The sequence below is a fragment of the Paenibacillus sp. GQ49 genome, assembly GCF_059759055.1.
In genome coordinates this window covers 184,658-201,711 of sequence record NZ_JCAXEL010000004.1, presented here as the reverse complement: position 1 = coordinate 201,711, position 17,054 = coordinate 184,658, and the positions used below count along the sequence as shown (strand labels likewise).

Sequence of the window (17,054 nt, the reverse complement as noted above, 5' to 3'; positions counted from 1 at the left end):
GAGGAAGTAGAAGTAACAACTAATAACCACATAAATGCGAACCTATAGATTACTATAACGAACAGAACAAAGCGAGCCTTTCATAAGAAAAAATTAAAATTATAAAAGAAATAACCCGCCATAGGTTGCCGTATGGAGTGGAGACCTGGCTTCACAAAATCTATTATTTTTACAATCGATATTATAGAGTAATAGATAAAAGAGATAAATTATTCCAAATATGTGTTATAGTATATTTGGGTGGAAAATACAATATTTTGAATTTCTATGAACAAGAGGTGGAAAACAACTATGAAGAATAGAAACATAACAGGTATTGTAGTGGCCATAATTTATTGTGTTGTTCTTTATGTTTTTTTAACTGATGCCCCCCCTGGTGAAGCTCCAAATAATCCGTTATGGATTTATTTATTGATTCCAATTGGAGCTATTTTAATTACGTCTCTTTTTGATTATGTGATCAAGTTCGATTTCTTCAGGAAAAAGAAGAAATAGAAGTAAAGAATGAATGAAGGATAAAAAATGATAGGATCAAAAATTTCTAAAACATTTTTTGCAGGAGTTCTGCTCTCTACATCTATCTCACTACCAGCCTTTGCTCAGGATCAGGTAGATTTACCATCTTCTTTGCCAGTGTCACAAGTGGACAAAAGCCTCTTAGATTTAGTTGAAAGCACAACCAGTAATTCTGTAACTTTTACAGATGGTTCTACATTAGTTCAATATGACAATTACTAAATCACCAAAAAAACCTTGATATAGCTGGGTAAACCAGAAATCCATTCTTGTAGTTGACAAAAAACAGCCCATTTACACACCTTTCTTGTTTATGGTTGATCGACACTTCCATGATACCAAACAAGAGAGGTGTTTTTTTGTCACTAGAAACAGTACTGTTTAAATCTTCTAACGCCCACAAGGGGTTGACTCATTATTTTAAGTGCGAAAGTTGAGTAAATAATAAATGCGTATTACCTTTAAACTTTAGTGACCTCTTTATATAGGTTTGTTTACTTTGGCGTTCATTCGATTAATTTAAGGTATAGGCGGCACGCAGATTGGTGTTGGCATACAGGAGGTTAGTGGATGATGAACAGAACAATCTTATTTGAAACCGAACGGTTGGAATGTGCGACTTGGAACGAAGGAGATCGTGCGCTGGCGTTTGCATTGTGGGGCGATCATGAGGTTGCCAAATGGATTAGCAGCAAGGGATTTTTGAGCGAGGATGAAGTAGAGGCGCGATTGACACAGGAGATTCAAAGGCAGAAGGAAGCGGGTGTGCAATATTGGCCCCTTTTTGAGAAAGAGTCGGAGGTGTTTGTCGGTTGTTGTGGCCTGCGTCCGTATTCTCCAGAAGAGGATATCTATGAATTGGGATTTCATCTAACCCGGGATCACTGGGGCAAAGGGTATGCGCAGGAAGCGGCGCGGGCGGTAATTGGTTATGCCTTTGACAAAATGAACGTGAAGGCACTGTTTGCCGGGCATCATCCGGATAATGAAGTGTCATGTCACATCTTGATCAAGCTTGGATTTGAGTATACAGGTGATGAACACTATGAAACAACAGGAAAGATGCATCCATCGTATATGCTGCGAAAATAAGAAACCCCGACCAATGAAGGACAGGGATTGCGTGTTAGGCGATTATGCTTGTTAGAGGGACGTCACTCAAGGCGAGTGTAACTTTGAGGCGTTGACGGGATCGTTATTATCCATTTTGACAGTAACCGAGTGGGTGAGTCTTGATCCGAATATCATGTTGTTCTCAATGGGAACAGATGAGATTGAGGCCATCTTATTTCCCCCCTTTTATAGAGCTAGTTCATTTGAAACAATGCGGTGTGCCGTGACGATTTGCCCGGTGCTGTCTTTTCCCCACACCGAAATTTCAGTCAATGCGGCTGCGTCTCCACTCGTTGTGAATACATATTCGTATCCATCCAAATTGGCATAGTAGGTTTGAGAGAAGACTTGCCCGGGATTCAGATCAACGGATTGAAGCACGTATAAGGTTCGGGTTCCATTCAGGAAATAACCTTCAATGAGTACATTGGACGTATTGATGGAATCGGTGTTGACCATTTTGATAGTGACTTGTTGTGTAGGCCTGCTGCCACCGGAGAGGTTGTTCTCGATCGGGCCTGTAGAAAGGACTGCCATAGGTCCATCTCCTTTTTTATGAATTTCTTTTCCTGAGAAAAGCTAGAATAGCATATGTTAGAATTGACGAAAGCGTTTGGACAGAGAGATATATGTACTGAAAGAAAAGAAGTCACTGAATCTTCTGTCCAAAGGGGATATATGTTTTCATGTTTTTTTTATTTCGCTTTCAGCTTCTATTAAGGTAGCAGAGGTAAGATAAGTCTTGTAAACCCCTTCTCGTGTTAAATAGATGTGTGACTGACCCCGCCGGGCGCCGGTGGGGTATTTTTTTGTTTGATTTTCAAATAAACAAAACTTAACAAAAGTAAATAAAAGTTTATTTCTGTGTTTGTTATTGACTATCAAAGATAAACAAAGATATAATGAATGTGAAATAAGGAACTTACTATGTACGTGGCAAGCCATATGATTTTCAATATAAGGAGAGATTGATCATGAACGTGACCCTTACCAATGAAACAACGCAGGCTGCAGGTTTCCATATCCCATTTGTCCGTGAGATGGCTGAGATTACACAACATATGTGGAAAAATGGCTGGGATGAGCGTAATGGCGGTAATGTCAGCTATCTGCTGGAGGAAGAGGAAGTTGCCCAATATATCGATATCCAGCATGTGATTCGCAAGATCAAACCGGCATTTTCGGTGCAGGAGCTGGCAGGCAAGTATTTTATCGTGACCGCATCGGGCAAATATTTCAAAAATGTACTCGCTGATCCGGAGAGTAATCTGGGGTTGCTACGTGTATCGCAAGATGGACAGGAGCTGGAAGTACTCTGGGGATTGAAGACGGGGGCGAATCCAACAAGTGAGTTGCCTACGCATTTCATGAGCCATATCGAACGTTTGAAATTGGACCCGAACCACCGGGTTGTCATGCATAACCATGCCACTCATGTATTGGCCATGACGTTTATCCACGAATTGGATGAAGCAAAATTCACCAAGACCCTCTGGCAGATGTGCACGGAGTGTGTGGTTGTATTCCCGGATGGGATTGGCATTATTCCATGGATGATTCCTGGATCAAACGAGATTGGCCGCGAAACGGCTGAGAAAATGAAAGAATACCACGCGGTCATCTGGCCGCAACATGGCATCTTCGGAACGGGCACAACGATTGACGAGGCTTTTGGTCTGATTGAGACGATCGAGAAGGCAGCCCAGGTGTATATGCTGGTTGCTGGTCACGAGATCCGGCAGAGAATTACGGATGAGCAGCTGACCACACTGGCGCAAGCGTTTGGTGTTACTCCTCGTCCCGGAATTCTGGGCAGTTAATATAAGCTGAAGAAGGAAGCTGCACGTATTTGGGCAAGTTAGATACAGGATGTTGCATTGCATTACAGTTAACGCATAGATCAAGGAAATGGCCTTTGGTTCATTGAACCAAAGGCCATTTCCTTTTTTTTTGACGAACAATCGTCATTTTGGTTCAAAAAAGTTCAAATTGCTGAACAAGAATGGCTTTGTTATCGATTATTGAATCGTAGAATGCATTATCACGCGCTGGCGAATTTCGGGTGAAATGACGTATTGTCAATGGCTCTGCGATTTTGCATAATAACAATGCTTCACAGATGAGAGACGGAAGGAAGTTATGATCATGCTTGGCAAAATGAAGAGAATCTTAATAGGCAAGCCCATGAAATCGGCTGAACTGGATGGAGAAAAATTGGGGAAATGGAAGGCACTCGCCATCCTGTCCTCGGATGCCCTATCGTCCGTTGCCTACGGTACGGAACAGATTTTGCTGGTGCTCGTTGCGGCCGGATTCGCCGCCCTGTGGTACTCTGTTCCGATTTCCATCGCCGTGCTGGGATTACTCGTCATTTTAATTTTTTCCTATCGCCAGACGATATTTGCTTATCCAACAGGGGGCGGCGCTTATATCGTAGCCAAGGATAACCTGGGTACAACATCCAGTCTGATTGCCGGAGGATCTCTGCTGGTCGATTATATACTGACCGTTGCGGTAAGTTCGTCCGCAGGGACGGATGCGATTACGTCGGCTTTTCCTATGCTGCATGACTACAGTGTTGTGATTGCTCTGATTATGATTGTTTTTCTAACCATTATGAATTTGCGGGGAGTCACGGAGTCAGCGTCTGTGCTGGCGATCCCGATCTATCTATTTATCTTTTCAATTGCGGTTCTGATTATCTCGGGCGGAATCAAATTTCTTGCCGGGGGGATGGAAGCAGCTGCACCTGAATTCGGAACAAGTCTATCCCATGTGAGTATGTTCCTGTTATTAAAAGCATTCAGCTCCGGTTGTTCGGCCTTGACTGGTGTGGAAGCGGTAAGTAACGCGATCCCAAACTTCAAGCAGCCTGCCGAGAAAAATGCCGCAGGTACATTACTGCTCATGGGTTGTATATTGGGAGCCATGTTCATTGGCATCACCTTACTGGCTTATGGGTACGGAGTGAAGCCTGACCCCAAAGCAACGGTCATTTCCCAGATTGCTGAAGCAACATTTGGCAGGGGCACGATGTATTTTATCATCCAGGGTGTAACGGCACTGATCCTATTCCTGGCAGCCAACACAGCTTATTCCGCTTTTCCGCTGTTATCCTTCATGATGGCAAAGGATAAATACATGCCGCATGCATTTATGGTCAGAGGAGACCGGCTTGGTTTCTCAAACGGGATCATTTTTCTCAGTGTGATGTCTGCGCTGCTGGTGGTCGGGTTCAAAGGAAATACGGAAAGCCTGATTCCGCTCTATGCGGTAGGGGTGTTCATTCCATTTACTCTGTCACAGCTCGGTATGATGATTCGCTGGATCAAAGTGAAACCGTCTGGCTGGCAGATGAAGTTGCTGGTCAATACCGTCGGTATGCTGACTACATTATCGATTACCCTGATCTTTATTTTCACCAAGTTCACGCAGACATGGGTCATCTTTATCTTTTTGCCACTCGTTGTTTATGTGTTCATGCGTATTCACCGTCATTATTGCAACATCGCCGATGAGCTGCGGATTGATATTCAGGTAGATAAGCCAGCCAAGAAAGGCAATACGATAGTCATTCCTGTTGCGGGCATTACCCGGGTCGTCATGAATACGATCAGTTACGCCCAGACGATGTCGGATCACGTGGTCGCACTCTACATTGGCTTCGATGATGAGGCGATACGCAAGATGGAGCATAAGTGGGAGGAGTGGAATCCAGGTGTTCGTCTGGTCGTGATCAAATCGAGATACCGTAGCATTATGGGGCCGCTCAAGAAATTCATTGATACCGTAGAGTGGAAAACGGCTGAGACCGATCACATCACCATATTGATTCCACAATTCATCACCAAGCACTGGTGGCAAAATGTACTGCACAACCAGACCAGCTTCATGATTCGTGCTTATCTGATCAATTACAAAGACGTGATTGTCACCACGGTGCCATATCATCTTAATCGTTAACTCAAACGGTTAATCGCTTCACCTCGTTTGTAAGATTTACAGATTATTGTAAAATGAGTCGCTTTTATTAATAGGCAAACGTTCATATTCCATTTACACATCCAACTGCAGGGACATCTCCAAACAGGGGAGTTCTTGCGGTTTTTTGTCATGAAATCCGGTCTGGATACCGCTTTCGAATGGATACACATTTCCGTAAAGTCCCTTGTCCATGATTAACGTTACGTTGATTCAGAATGAATTTTGCTGTGACATTCGACTCGTACACTAGATAACGTGGTGCTGAAGTTGATGTAACATTTCACACACACTGAATGCGTGAAACAAGGGGGAAGAAAATCCGATGAGTGAGCTTGATAACCGGATCAGCTTGCCCGCCGCCAAACGGCGTGTATCCGGTACGAGTGCGCGCCGGACAGCCTCGCTGCGTGTGCAGCGAATGCGGGAGAATATGCTGGCCTATGGTTTCCTGGCACCATCGCTGCTTTTGTTTGCAGTGTTTCTGTTTTACCCGATGTTTAAGTCCGTGTACCTCAGTCTGCATTCCACAGATCCGACGGGACAGATTGCGGCTTATGTAGGACTGGATAACTTCAAGGCTGTGTTCCAATCAGGACTGTTTATGCAAGGGATGAAAGTGACGTTACTATTTGTGCTGTTTACAGTCCCCACAGGTATGTTGGCTGCTCTGATTCTGGCTGCACTGACTCACAACCGGTTCAAGGGAATGCGTGTGTTCCAATTTGTATTCTCTCTGCCTGTGGTGTTATCCGTTGGTTCGTCAGCGGTGATCTGGAAGTTTCTATTCCACCCGACCCTGGGCATGCTGAATTATCTGCTTGGCAAAGTAGGTATGGATCCAATTCCCTGGCTCACCAGCCCGGATTGGGCATTGATCTCAATTTCCATCATGACAATTTGGATGAACCTGGGATTCAACTACATTATTCTATCCAGTGGTTTGGCGGGCATCCCCGATGAGATCTACGAGAGCGCCAAGATTGACGGTGCAGGACCATTGCTGACGTTTCGCAAAATTTCGATGCCGCTACTGTCACCAACGTTGTTCTTTGTCACGGTTGTATCGATCATTGGTGCTTTTCAATCGTTCGGTCAGATCAACATTCTAACCCGGGGTGGTCCGATGGACAGTACAAATGTTTTTGTATATTCCATCTATCAGGAAGCCTTCGTTAATTTCCGCTTTGGTACAGGTAGTGCACAGGCACTGATCCTGTTCGTGGTGATTATGTTGCTGACCCTGATCCAGTTCAAATGGGTAGAAAGGAAAGTGCATTACCAATGAGTGCGACATGGACCAAAACGCTGTTGTATGTATTACTGACGATCTGTGCAGCGCTTGTGCTGTATCCGGTGATGTACACCTTTTTCATGGCCGTGATGACGCCGGAAGATGCGAGTGCTTATCCGCCGCATATCATTCCAAATTCAATCGATCTGTCCAACTTTAGCGAAGTATTTGATATTGTTCCGATCGGTCGATTTATCGGCAATACCTTTCTTGTCGCAGGACTGACAACGCTTGGTCAATTGATTACAGCGAGTATGGCAGCCTATGCTTTTGCGAAAATGCAGTTCAAAGGCAAAAACGTCATCTTCAGCATGTTTGTCGCAACGATGATGATTCCGTGGGAAGTGACGATGATCCCCAACTACCTGACAGTTCGCAGTTGGGGCTGGCTAGATAGTTACCAGGGGCTTACCGTGCCGTTTCTGGCAACGGCGTTTGGTACATTCCTACTGAGACAGTTCTTCATGCAGCTACCCAAGGAACTATTCGAGGCAGCTAGGATCGACGGTTGTGGTCATATTCGCTATTTCATATCGCATGTCTTGCCATTGTCCCGTCCGGCACTTGGAACACTGGCAATCTATTCATTCTTAAGCATGTACAATTCGTATCTCTGGCCGCTGCTGGTGACAAACACACCGGAAATGAGAACCGCACAGATCGGAATCTCGATGCTGGAGTTCCAGGAATCCACAGCGTGGAATCTTGTATTTGCCGGAACAGCCATGGTCATTCTACCATCCTTACTGTTATTGATCTTCGGGTTGAAACAGCTTGTCCGCGGAATGGCCGCAGGCGCGCTGAAGGGGTAGGCAATGAAAGTTTTACAACTATTTAATTGAAGTGGAAGCTCTGAAGGTTTTGATCTAAAGATTTTTGATTTAGAGGTTTTGAATAAACCATGTATCAGGTCTCAAGGTCTGGATACCAGGAGCGAATAAAATGAGGCTCGTGCTTCAAATAAGATGTTGAAATGAACGACGGTAGTAGTGAAGGAGAAGAATCGATTCTGAAGAAGCGAAGCGTTCGCCTTTATCCCCGGATTTTCCCCTTTTAAGGGGAGAATGAAAAAAATCCGGGGGTAACAGCGATCAAAAGAACGATTCATATCCGGAACGGCCACCTCGCAGCACCCAAAGCACTTATGTTGAAGCGAGCCATATAAAAGGAGAGCGATTTCGTTTGAAAAAAAGAGGAACATTTGCATTAATGCTGGCTGCACTCATGTTGGTCATTTCCGCTTGCGGAACAAAAGCTGAAACAAGCAGCCCGGCAAGTGGAGCACAAGCAGAAGCGGCCGCAGCTGAAACAACACAATTGACGTGGTGGCACTCCATGTCTGGCGCTGGGGAGAAAGCCATTAATCAACTCGCTTCCGACTTTAATGCTAGCCATCCCGACATTCAGGTAAAGCCCATCTATCAAGGGAAGTACGATGAGAGTCTGAACAAACTCAAAGCATCCATGGGCTCAGACAGCGGTCCTGACATTATCCAGGTCTATGAGATCGGTAGCAAGTTCATGATCGATTCGGGCATGATTACGCCAGTACAACAGTTCATCGACAAGGATCAGTTCGACCTGTCCCAACTGGAGCCAAACATCATCCGATACTACACCATCGATGGTAAGTTGAACGCGATGCCGTTTAACACATCGAACCCGATTCTGTACTACAACAAGGATATGTTCAAAGCAGCAGGTTTGGACCCGGAGAACCCGCCGAAGACGTATGAAGAGTTTGAGCAAGCGGCGAAAGCATTGGCGAAAGACGGTAAGCCAGGTGCATCCATGGCGATCTACGGCTGGTTCATGGAACAATTCTTTGCGAACCAGAATGCAGATTATGTAAACAATGGAAACGGAAGAACCGAAACAGCTACAGAGTCTCTGCTGAACTCCGAAGCTGGAGTGAAGACATTAACATGGTGGAAAAAGATGATTGACGAGAAAACCCTCTCCAATCTGGGACGTAGCACAGACGATACAACAGCAGCATTTACCGCTCAGCAAATCGGTATGACCCTCGATTCCACTGCTGGCCTGCGTAAAATCGTAGAAGGTTCAGGTGGCAAGTTTGAACTGGGAACAGGCTTCCTGCCTCGTCCAGCGGATGCCAAAGAAGGCGGCGTTGTGGTGGGTGGAGCAAGCTTGTACATCATGAACAACAAATCGGAAGCACAACAACAAGCGGCATGGGAATTCATCAAGTACTTGGCTACACCAGAGGTGCAAGCGAACTGGAGTGTTGCGACAGGATACTTCCCTATTACGACAGCAGCCTACAATGAGCAAGTATTAAAGGATAATATGGCGAAGTACCCGCAATTCCAGACAGCAGTCGATCAATTGCACGCTTCCGCCGATTCGACAGCAACATCCGGGGCATTAATGGGTGTATTCCCGGAAGCGAGACAACTTGTCGAAGGAGCGATTGAAACGGTCCTGAATGGACAAGGTACACCACAGGAAGCATTGGATGCAGCAGCCAAACAAATTACAGACAAGATTGCGCAATATAACAGCACGGTGAAGAAATAATTTAATTCATATCAGTGTTGAATGCAGTGATTAAGCTGCATTCAATTTTTTTTGTTTTACTAAAAAGAAAGACTAACATTTTTTGTTAATGCATCCGAAAATAGAATAGGAAGCTGAAAGGGGTATCCCAATACATGGATTCATGAAAAGCAATGGACAATATTAAAAATAAGAAGGAGTACAAGTGAATGAAAAGAGTAACGGTTCTAATGATGGCATTTATGTTGTTGTTTGTTTCAAGTGTTTATGCGGAGGAACTTAAAGTTAAAGATATTGAACTCATCCCTAATACTACAGTTTCGGTCGGTGGTAAGATTAATCTTAATATAGTTGTTGTGTATGATGACGAAAATTCAATACATAGCGATAACGATCCATACTACAGAAGAAATACAGGTCTTACAAAAACAGATTATACGATCAGTGAACCTCATATACTTCAAGTGCTGAGCACTGGGATGGTAAAGGTAATAGGTGTAGGTTCTTCAACAATTACGGTTAAAGTCGAAAATGTTGAAAGATCAGTTACTATTTCAGGTAGCTTGGATGAAGCAATTGATGGAGGATACATAAAAAATGGTGTGACTCTTGTTCCGATGAAAGAGGTATTCAAGGCACTGGGAGGGAGTGTTAGTTACATTGCTCAACAGGACGCCTTCGAGATTAAAGTTGGTTCTACGAAACTAACTCTCCCGAAAACGGGAACAAAAGCAACGTTAAATGGAGAGCCATTAACTCTCAAGTCCCCGCTGCTTGTTCAAAATGGCGTAACTTTGTTTCCTGCTTCTGTTCTCTCAGATGCTCTGGGTGGAACTGTGACTTATAACTCTAAAGCTAAGCAGATGCAAGTATCCATTGGTAAAGGTAAAATGACTATTAATATTGAACAACCTCAAAAACAAAACAGTGTAACAGGAACAACTCCAACAAAAGGGAAACTTTATGCTGTGCCAGCTACTGAAGATATGAAAGGGTGGAGCATTCTCAAAGGTCATCCTTACGAAAAAAGCATCCGTGTATACTTCAAAATCAATGGGTCAAATGTACAAATATATACTAAGGATATAAGGAAGGTAGATCTGAATAAAAAAGTAACATGGACCGATTTAGAGGGAAAAAAACACACAAATACAGTAAAACAGTTGTATACTGTTTTTGGGGAATTAAGCAATGAATATACTAGTGACATACTATATAAAATGTTTGGAAAAACATATTCAGACTGGATCGGGTCAACTTCACTCAATGCAGATCGATACGTTGATCAGTATTTGGAGCAACAAGGATTAATTGAACCCTATGGAAGTAATATTACATTGACACCAGACACAGAAGTATATTGAAGACCGTCTGTAACATTTCGAAAAAGTGAAATCATTATCATTTTTCATATTTAATATTATCCCACAAGAAAGTCTCTGAGAGTAATTGGAGATGTTCTTGTGGTTTTTTTTAACATTCTATTAACTCATACTGATTTTGCGCTTAATAGTTCTCTTTTATACTCAGTTAATGTGGTGATTTAATGTGATCCGTACATACCGTTTTATCATGTCAAAATGAATGTCTGAAGACTCAGGTATTAGTGAGTTTAAAGAAATGAGGACTGTCACTAAATGTCGAATTCGTATATATATTTATTAAAATGTTAATTTAATTGACGTTAAATAGCCGTATATCTAACACTTATATAACTTTAATTGGCTTAATAACGTGTTTTTAGTTAAAATTTAGTACTATTTATTCATTATTATAGAGATTTGTTTAGAAAATGTGATATAAGTGTTCTGTTTTCTTTCATATCGAAGAATTATTGTTTACACCAGTCTGTTATTCAGTTATCTTATATTTGAACTAATGTACAAGCTGCCTGAACAAATGATTGGAAATTCAAAACATGGGGGTAGGAAAAAGATGCAAAGTAAGCAAATAAAGAGCTGGCTCAGGTTATTCTTAGCTGTGGTCCTGCTGATTACGGGTGCCATACCTGCTGGCTTATTCAACAACAAAGTTGCAGCGGCGGATGAACCGCTAACAGTTGCAGAGGCGCTCGCTCTTGGTTCGGATGATTCAACCGCCACGGTTGAAGGTTATGTTGTCGGGACCTACAGCAACGGTCCAAGTGTAAATTTGAATCCACCCTTTACTGTAGACACTAATTTTGCAATTGCTGATAGTCCAACCGAAACAAATCTTAGTAAGATGATGCCTGTTCAAGTACCCACAACTGCTCCTCGCAGCACGTTCGGACTACAAAGCAATCCCTCCTTATATCAATCCAAAGTACGTATTAACAACGGTACGTTATCTCAATATTTCACTTCTAAAGGTATACGATCCGTTACATCAACAACTTTTCAACTGATTGATGAGACACTGGAAACGGAAGTGGCTAATGTCATAGCTAATCCGTCCCCAGGGGCCGTTCCGTCAGGAACACAGGTTACTTTGGGAACGACTACAGTCGGTGCTGCCGTATACTACAAGTTAAATGATGAAAATGCGTTTCTTCCTTACACAGTTCCCATCACGGTAAATGATGCTATGCACATTGAAGCTTATGCACACAAAGAAGGCTTACTGGATAGTGCAATTGCTTTATTTAATTATACGATTGTTGACAATACTCCAATTTCAATATCTGATGCCAGAAACAAGCCTGAAAACTCTCCGGTTACCGTTCAAGGGATTGTAACCTACCGAGAGGAATCTGGAGGAATGGCGAATCTATATATTCAGGATGAGAATGCTGGAATCGTCATTCGTGGTACAGATTCAACCGTGGAGCCAGGTGACCGGATTGAAGCGTATGGTCCGCTCACCATTTATAACGGTCTACTCCAGGTAGAGAAGGATAAAGCAGGATTTCCAGGCGGTTATATTAAGATCTTGGATAAAACACAAGAAATTCCTGAACCGCTTACGTTGACATCCAAAGACTTTGCGCCTGCTGAAGGCGGAGGCAAGGGTACGGGCGGCATCTATGAAGGGATGCTTGTCGAAGTTAATGGGGTCACAGTGACAAGAAGTAGCAGTTCCACCTTTTTTGCGACAGATGTGGATGGTCGAGAGATCACGATCTATGCCAAAAATAGCCCCACTGCACTGGCAGTAGGCAAAACATACGAAAAAGTGACAGGCGTCCTGACTTATCACACAAGTTATGGTCTCGAATTAATCCCGCGCACAGCAGCGGATGTTGTCGAAAATCTGCTTTCTGTTACAGCTAGTGTTCCTTCAGGGGGGATTGTGAAAGGATCTACGGTGACTTTATCCTCACCAATGGCGGGAGCAGAAATTTATTATACGATTAATGGCACTAACCCTACACCAACATCTACGCGGTACACTGGGCCGATTGAAGTAGATGAAGATACTGCTATTAAAGCTATTGCAGTGTCTGGTGGGAATACAAGTAATGTATATACCTATACTTACAAGGTTCTTCAGGAACTGAACAATCTTAGAATCCACGATATTCAAGGGGCAACCCATAACTCCTTGTACGATGGTTTGGCTGTGCAAAATGTGGAAGGCATTGTGACTCATGTTGTAAATGCAACTTCCTTCTACATGCAGGAGATTCCTGGCATGGAAGATAACGATGACAGAACATCTGAAGGTATTCTGGTCTATAAGTCTTCTCATGGAATGACAGTAGGTAACAAGGTGAGCGTATCTGGACAGGTGAAAGAATATGCAACAGCAACAACGGAGCTGGCGATAACAGAAATTGTGGCAACAGTAATTACGGTTGAAGACAGTAATAAAGATCTGCCCGAACCTGTGGTTTTGGGTGCTAATGGTCGAATGATTCCTACCGTAATTGATTCCGATCAATTCGGCGAGTTTAATCCGGATAAGGATGCCATTGACTTTTATGAGAGTCTTGAAGGGATGAGGGTGCAACTCGATAATGCTACCATTATCGGTCCGTATTCCAGTGAACCTGGTCTCGCTGTTGTTGTAGATAATGGTCCGAACAATCCGTTGCGCACTCCTGCGGGCGGTGTCATTCTGACAGGGGATGGTGCAGAGCCTTTTGAGAGTTCACTTAATCCGCAACGGCTGTTCATCAATAAAAAACCATCCCAAGCCGTCAAAACGGGAGACAAGCTAGGTGGCTCCATTAAAGGGGTTATGACATACTCCAATGGGAATTTTAAAGTGATTCCTGAAGGTAATCTTCCAGCAATCACACCGAGTCCACTTGAACAAGCAATAACAAAAATTCAACCCACCGATGACAGATTGACGATTGCAACTTTCAATGTAGAGAATTTCAGTCAAAAGGATACGGCTAGAGCTGTTAAAATTGGCGGCATTGTCGTCAATAATCTGAAAAATCCAGATATTATCGGCATTATGGAAGTGCAAGATAATGATGGAGCAACAGACAGTGGAGCAACAGCTGCAGATGCTAGTTTCCAAACCCTAATTGATGCCATTGCAACTAAAGGTGGTCCTGCGTATAAATACACAGATATCGCTCCGGAAAATAACAAGGATGGCGGAGCACCAGGTGCCAATATTCGTGTAGGGTTTCTGTATAATGAATCACGTGTGTCCCTGAAGACAGGAATTAAAGGAAGTGCTACAACAGCAATTCAGGTAGGCGCTGACGGCAGTCTCTCCAATAATCCGGGGCGTATTGCACCAGGGAATGAGGCGTTCGCCAGCTCTCGCAAACCGCTTGCCGCTGAATTTGAATTCAATGGTGAACGTGTAGTGGTGATTGCCAATCACTTCAATTCCAAAGGTGGGGACCTGAAACCTTTTGGAAGTATACAGCCTGCAACTCGAAGCAGTGAAGTTCAACGTGCGAAGCAAGCTGCGCTGGTCAATGGCTTTGCGAAAGAGTTACTGAACAAAGACCCTGAGGTAAATGTGGCTGTTCTCGGTGATTTCAATGATTTCCAATTCTCGAATACCTTGAACATTGTTGAGGGTAATGAATTGGATAATCTGGTAAACGAACTGCCAGAAAATCAGCGCTACTCCTATATCTATGACGGTAACTCTCAGACACTGGATCACATTCTGGTGAGTAAAAACCTGACGCAGACGGCAGCCATCGAAGTGGTACATGTGAATGCCGATTTTGAGACAGCGGATGGACGGGTGAGCGACCATGATCCACTGCTCGCACAATTAAGTATTGGAGATCCGGTGGAAGAAGGGGATTTCAACCTGCGTGTTCTTCACACGAATGATACGCACGCGCATCTGGATAACATCCCGCGCCGAGTGACGGCAATTAAGGAAGCGCGCAATGATAACACTTTGGTGCTGGATGCAGGGGACGTTTTCTCAGGCACATTGTACTTCAATCTGTTTAATGGTCTGGCTGATCTGGAGTTCATGAACATGATTGGATATGATGCGATGACCTTCGGTAACCATGAGTTTGATAAAGGTCCGAGCGTACTGAAAGCATTTATTGAAAAAGCGGAGTTCCCGTTTGTGAGCGCCAATATTGATTATACAAAAGATGCAAATTTGAGTGGTTTGTATAACAATAGCATCGGGAATCCGGGTGAGAAAGCCGAAATCTATCCGACGATTATTACAGAAGTGAATGGTGAGCGAGTCGGTATTTTCGGACTGACAACACCGGACACGGTATCTCTTTCTTCACCGGGGGATGACCTGAAGTTTGCGGATTACAAAGCAAGTGCACAGGCAACTGTAGAGATGCTGCAAAATGAAGGTATCAATAAAATTATTGCTTTGACTCATCTTGGCTACTCAGAGGATCTCAAATTGGCAGAAGCCGTAGCAGGGATCGATATTGTGGTAGGTGGTCATTCACACACCATTCTGAACGCACCCGTTTTGGTGGAGACCCATGCGGACCCAACTTTGGTTGTGCAAACTGGGGAATATGACGTTTCTCTTGGTCAATTGGATGTTACATTTGATGAAGCAGGCGTATTGAAGAAGTGGAACGGCAAATTGTTGAGTCTGGATGCGAAAGATGCTGCCAACCAATTCATCTATGCTGATGATGTGGAAGCCGCGAACAAGTTGAAAGAATATGCGCCTCAGTTGGAACAGTTCAAGAAAACGGTTATCGGTAAAACAAATGTCTTCCTGGATGGAGAACGTGGCACTGTGCGGAAACAGGAAACCAATTTAGGAAACCTGATGACAGACGGTATGCTGGAGAAAGTGAAATCCATTGTGCAGGAAAACGACGTCAAAGGATACGTGGCGATCCAGAATGGCGGTGGCATTCGAGCCTCATTCCAGACAGGTGATATTACGCTGGGCAATCTCCTGACTGTGATGCCATTCGGTAATAACCTGTCTGCATTGAAAATGACAGGTAAGGAAATCACAGCCGCACTGGAAAATGGGGTTAGTGGTGTGGAAACGGGAGAAGGGCGCTTCCCGCAAGTGGCAGGCATGCGGTTCTACTACGATTCCACGAAACCAGGGGAAAAAATCGATTCCACGACCAACACCGTAACCCAAGTGGGTCAACGCGTGGTCAAAGTTCAGATTAAGAATGCAGATGGTACGTACTCGGATATCGATCCGAACGGATACTATATCGTTGCTACCAATTCATTCATGGCTAACGGTGGAGACTTCTATCGTGCGATGAGAATGGCGAAAGATGACAATCGATTCTACGAATTAAATCTGGTCGATTATGAAATCTTCCATGAACATCTGGACCGTGTAGGTACAGTTGATCAAAAAACGGAAGGACGCAGTACGGATCTGAAGGGCAAGCCACTTCCTGGGGATGGAAATGGAAGCAACCCTGGTAATGGTGGCGGTAATAATGGAAGTAATCCCGGTAGTGGTAACAGTGGAGGAGGTTCTACAACACCTACCCCGCCTGTAACTCCAACTACACCAACCAATACTACGGACCCAACTACGCCAACCGTTCCGGGTAATGGAGGAAGTCCTAATCCAACCCCTCCCGTTGTGGACCTGAAGGACATCGGGAATCACTGGGCGGCTGCTGCCATTGAACAGGCCATTTCCCGGGGAATTGTGAACGGGTATCAGGATGGTCATTTCCGTCCGAATGCACCAGCGACACGCGCCGAATTCATTGTTATGTTGGGAAGAGCATTTGAACTTCCAGCCAGCAACAAGGCATTGACGTTCAAGGATGCTGATGGGATACCTGCATGGGCACAATCTTTTATTGCACAGGCAGTGGATCAAGGCATCATTAGTGGGTACACGGATGATACGTTTCGTTCATCGGGTAAAGTATCGCGGGTAGAGATGACGGTTATGCTCGTCAGAGCACTCGGCCTTCCAGTGGAGTCCGATCCGGCACTAAGTTTCGCGGATGCAGATAAAGTACCTGCATGGGCCGTTCCATATATCGCTGCTGCATATGATGCAGGACTGGTAAAGGGGACAGGCAAAAATAGGTTTAACCCCCTCGCTGAAGCAACACGTGCTGAAGTGGTAACCTTGCTATTGGCGGCAAGCGAGTTGCAAAAGCAATAAAACGCATGATACAGACGGTTTAGAACAGCATGCAGACTCCCATCTGCATGCTTCTTTTTTCTAATTAATGCCTGTTAATTTTCACCAAGTGAAGGTATAGTAGACAGGATTATATTGAAGGAGTGTT

General features: G+C 44.1%; 11 protein-coding genes. 10 read left to right on the top strand and 1 reads right to left on the bottom strand.

Features of this window, described 5'->3' with window-relative positions:
• Nucleotides 1-291: 291 nt before the first annotated feature.
• The 3 genes from AC6CIF_RS10230 (at nt 292) to AC6CIF_RS10220 (ending at nt 1,608) form a co-directional block, all read left to right on the top strand.
• A complete protein-coding gene (locus AC6CIF_RS10230) occupies nt 292-495 on the top strand; it encodes a hypothetical protein (RefSeq protein ID WP_498199451.1) in 204 nt (67 codons plus the stop codon).
• Nucleotides 496-522: 27 nt separating this feature from the next.
• Nucleotides 523-738: a hypothetical protein gene (locus AC6CIF_RS10225; protein WP_498199449.1), complete on the top strand. Its 216-nt coding sequence runs from the start codon at nt 523-525 to the stop codon at nt 736-738.
• 348 nt (nt 739-1,086) lie between these two features.
• Nucleotides 1,087-1,608 carry a GNAT family N-acetyltransferase gene (locus tag AC6CIF_RS10220; RefSeq protein ID WP_498199447.1) on the top strand — a complete coding sequence of 174 codons (522 nt, stop codon included), beginning with the start codon at nt 1,087-1,089 and terminating at the stop codon, nt 1,606-1,608.
• Nucleotides 1,609-1,815: 207 nt separating this feature from the next.
• On the opposite strand, the gene AC6CIF_RS10215 is transcribed toward AC6CIF_RS10220, so the two are convergent.
• Nucleotides 1,816-2,166, bottom strand: coding sequence for a hypothetical protein (locus AC6CIF_RS10215; RefSeq protein WP_498199445.1), 351 nt, complete (start codon nt 2,164-2,166; stop codon nt 1,816-1,818).
• Between the two features lie 437 nt (nt 2,167-2,603).
• Here AC6CIF_RS10215 and rhaD point away from each other — a divergent pair, with 437 nt between their 5' ends.
• From rhaD to AC6CIF_RS10180, 7 genes are all read left to right on the top strand, one after another.
• Nucleotides 2,604-3,449 (top strand): rhamnulose-1-phosphate aldolase, encoded by an 846-nt coding sequence (gene rhaD / locus AC6CIF_RS10210; protein WP_498199444.1) that lies wholly within the window; start codon nt 2,604-2,606, stop codon nt 3,447-3,449.
• A 325-nt stretch (nt 3,450-3,774) separates the two neighbouring features.
• Nucleotides 3,775-5,592, top strand: coding sequence for a potassium transporter KimA (gene kimA, locus AC6CIF_RS10205; protein ID WP_498199442.1), 1,818 nt, complete (start codon nt 3,775-3,777; stop codon nt 5,590-5,592).
• 343 nt (nt 5,593-5,935) lie between these two features.
• Complete coding sequence (locus AC6CIF_RS10200; RefSeq protein ID WP_498199440.1) at nt 5,936-6,898, top strand: carbohydrate ABC transporter permease; 963 nt, start codon at nt 5,936-5,938, stop codon at nt 6,896-6,898.
• Nucleotides 6,895-7,716: a carbohydrate ABC transporter permease gene (locus tag AC6CIF_RS10195; RefSeq protein ID WP_036669010.1), complete on the top strand. Its 822-nt coding sequence runs from the start codon at nt 6,895-6,897 to the stop codon at nt 7,714-7,716. Before AC6CIF_RS10200 ends, AC6CIF_RS10195 begins: the two co-directional genes overlap by 4 nt.
• 370 nt (nt 7,717-8,086) lie before the next feature.
• A complete protein-coding gene (locus tag AC6CIF_RS10190) occupies nt 8,087-9,445 on the top strand; it encodes an ABC transporter substrate-binding protein (RefSeq protein ID WP_498199438.1) in 1,359 nt (452 codons plus the stop codon).
• A 188-nt stretch (nt 9,446-9,633) separates the two neighbouring features.
• Entirely contained in the window at nt 9,634-10,788 is a 1,155-nt protein-coding gene (locus tag AC6CIF_RS10185; protein ID WP_498199436.1) for a copper amine oxidase N-terminal domain-containing protein, read from the top strand.
• 571 nt (nt 10,789-11,359) lie between these two features.
• A complete protein-coding gene (locus tag AC6CIF_RS10180; RefSeq protein WP_498199435.1) occupies nt 11,360-16,927 on the top strand; it encodes an S-layer homology domain-containing protein in 5,568 nt (1,855 codons plus the stop codon).
• Nucleotides 16,928-17,054 lie beyond the last annotated feature (127 nt).

Excerpts from the sequence above, each read along its gene's own strand:
- AC6CIF_RS10230 (WP_498199451.1), top strand. The coding sequence starts at position 292 with ATGAAGAATAGAAACATAACAGGTATTGTAGTGGCCATAATTTATTGT.
- AC6CIF_RS10225 (WP_498199449.1), top strand. The coding sequence starts at position 523 with ATGATAGGATCAAAAATTTCTAAAACATTTTTTGCAGGAGTTCTGCTC.
- AC6CIF_RS10220 (WP_498199447.1), top strand. The coding sequence starts at position 1,087 with ATGATGAACAGAACAATCTTATTTGAAACCGAACGGTTGGAATGTGCG.
- AC6CIF_RS10215 (WP_498199445.1), bottom strand. The coding sequence starts at position 2,166 with ATGGCAGTCCTTTCTACAGGCCCGATCGAGAACAACCTCTCCGGTGGC.
- rhaD (WP_498199444.1), top strand. The coding sequence starts at position 2,604 with ATGAACGTGACCCTTACCAATGAAACAACGCAGGCTGCAGGTTTCCAT.
- kimA (WP_498199442.1), top strand. The coding sequence starts at position 3,775 with ATGCTTGGCAAAATGAAGAGAATCTTAATAGGCAAGCCCATGAAATCG.
- AC6CIF_RS10200 (WP_498199440.1), top strand. The coding sequence starts at position 5,936 with ATGAGTGAGCTTGATAACCGGATCAGCTTGCCCGCCGCCAAACGGCGT.
- AC6CIF_RS10195 (WP_036669010.1), top strand. The coding sequence starts at position 6,895 with ATGAGTGCGACATGGACCAAAACGCTGTTGTATGTATTACTGACGATC.
- AC6CIF_RS10185 (WP_498199436.1), top strand. The coding sequence starts at position 9,634 with ATGAAAAGAGTAACGGTTCTAATGATGGCATTTATGTTGTTGTTTGTT.
- AC6CIF_RS10180 (WP_498199435.1), top strand. The coding sequence starts at position 11,360 with ATGCAAAGTAAGCAAATAAAGAGCTGGCTCAGGTTATTCTTAGCTGTG.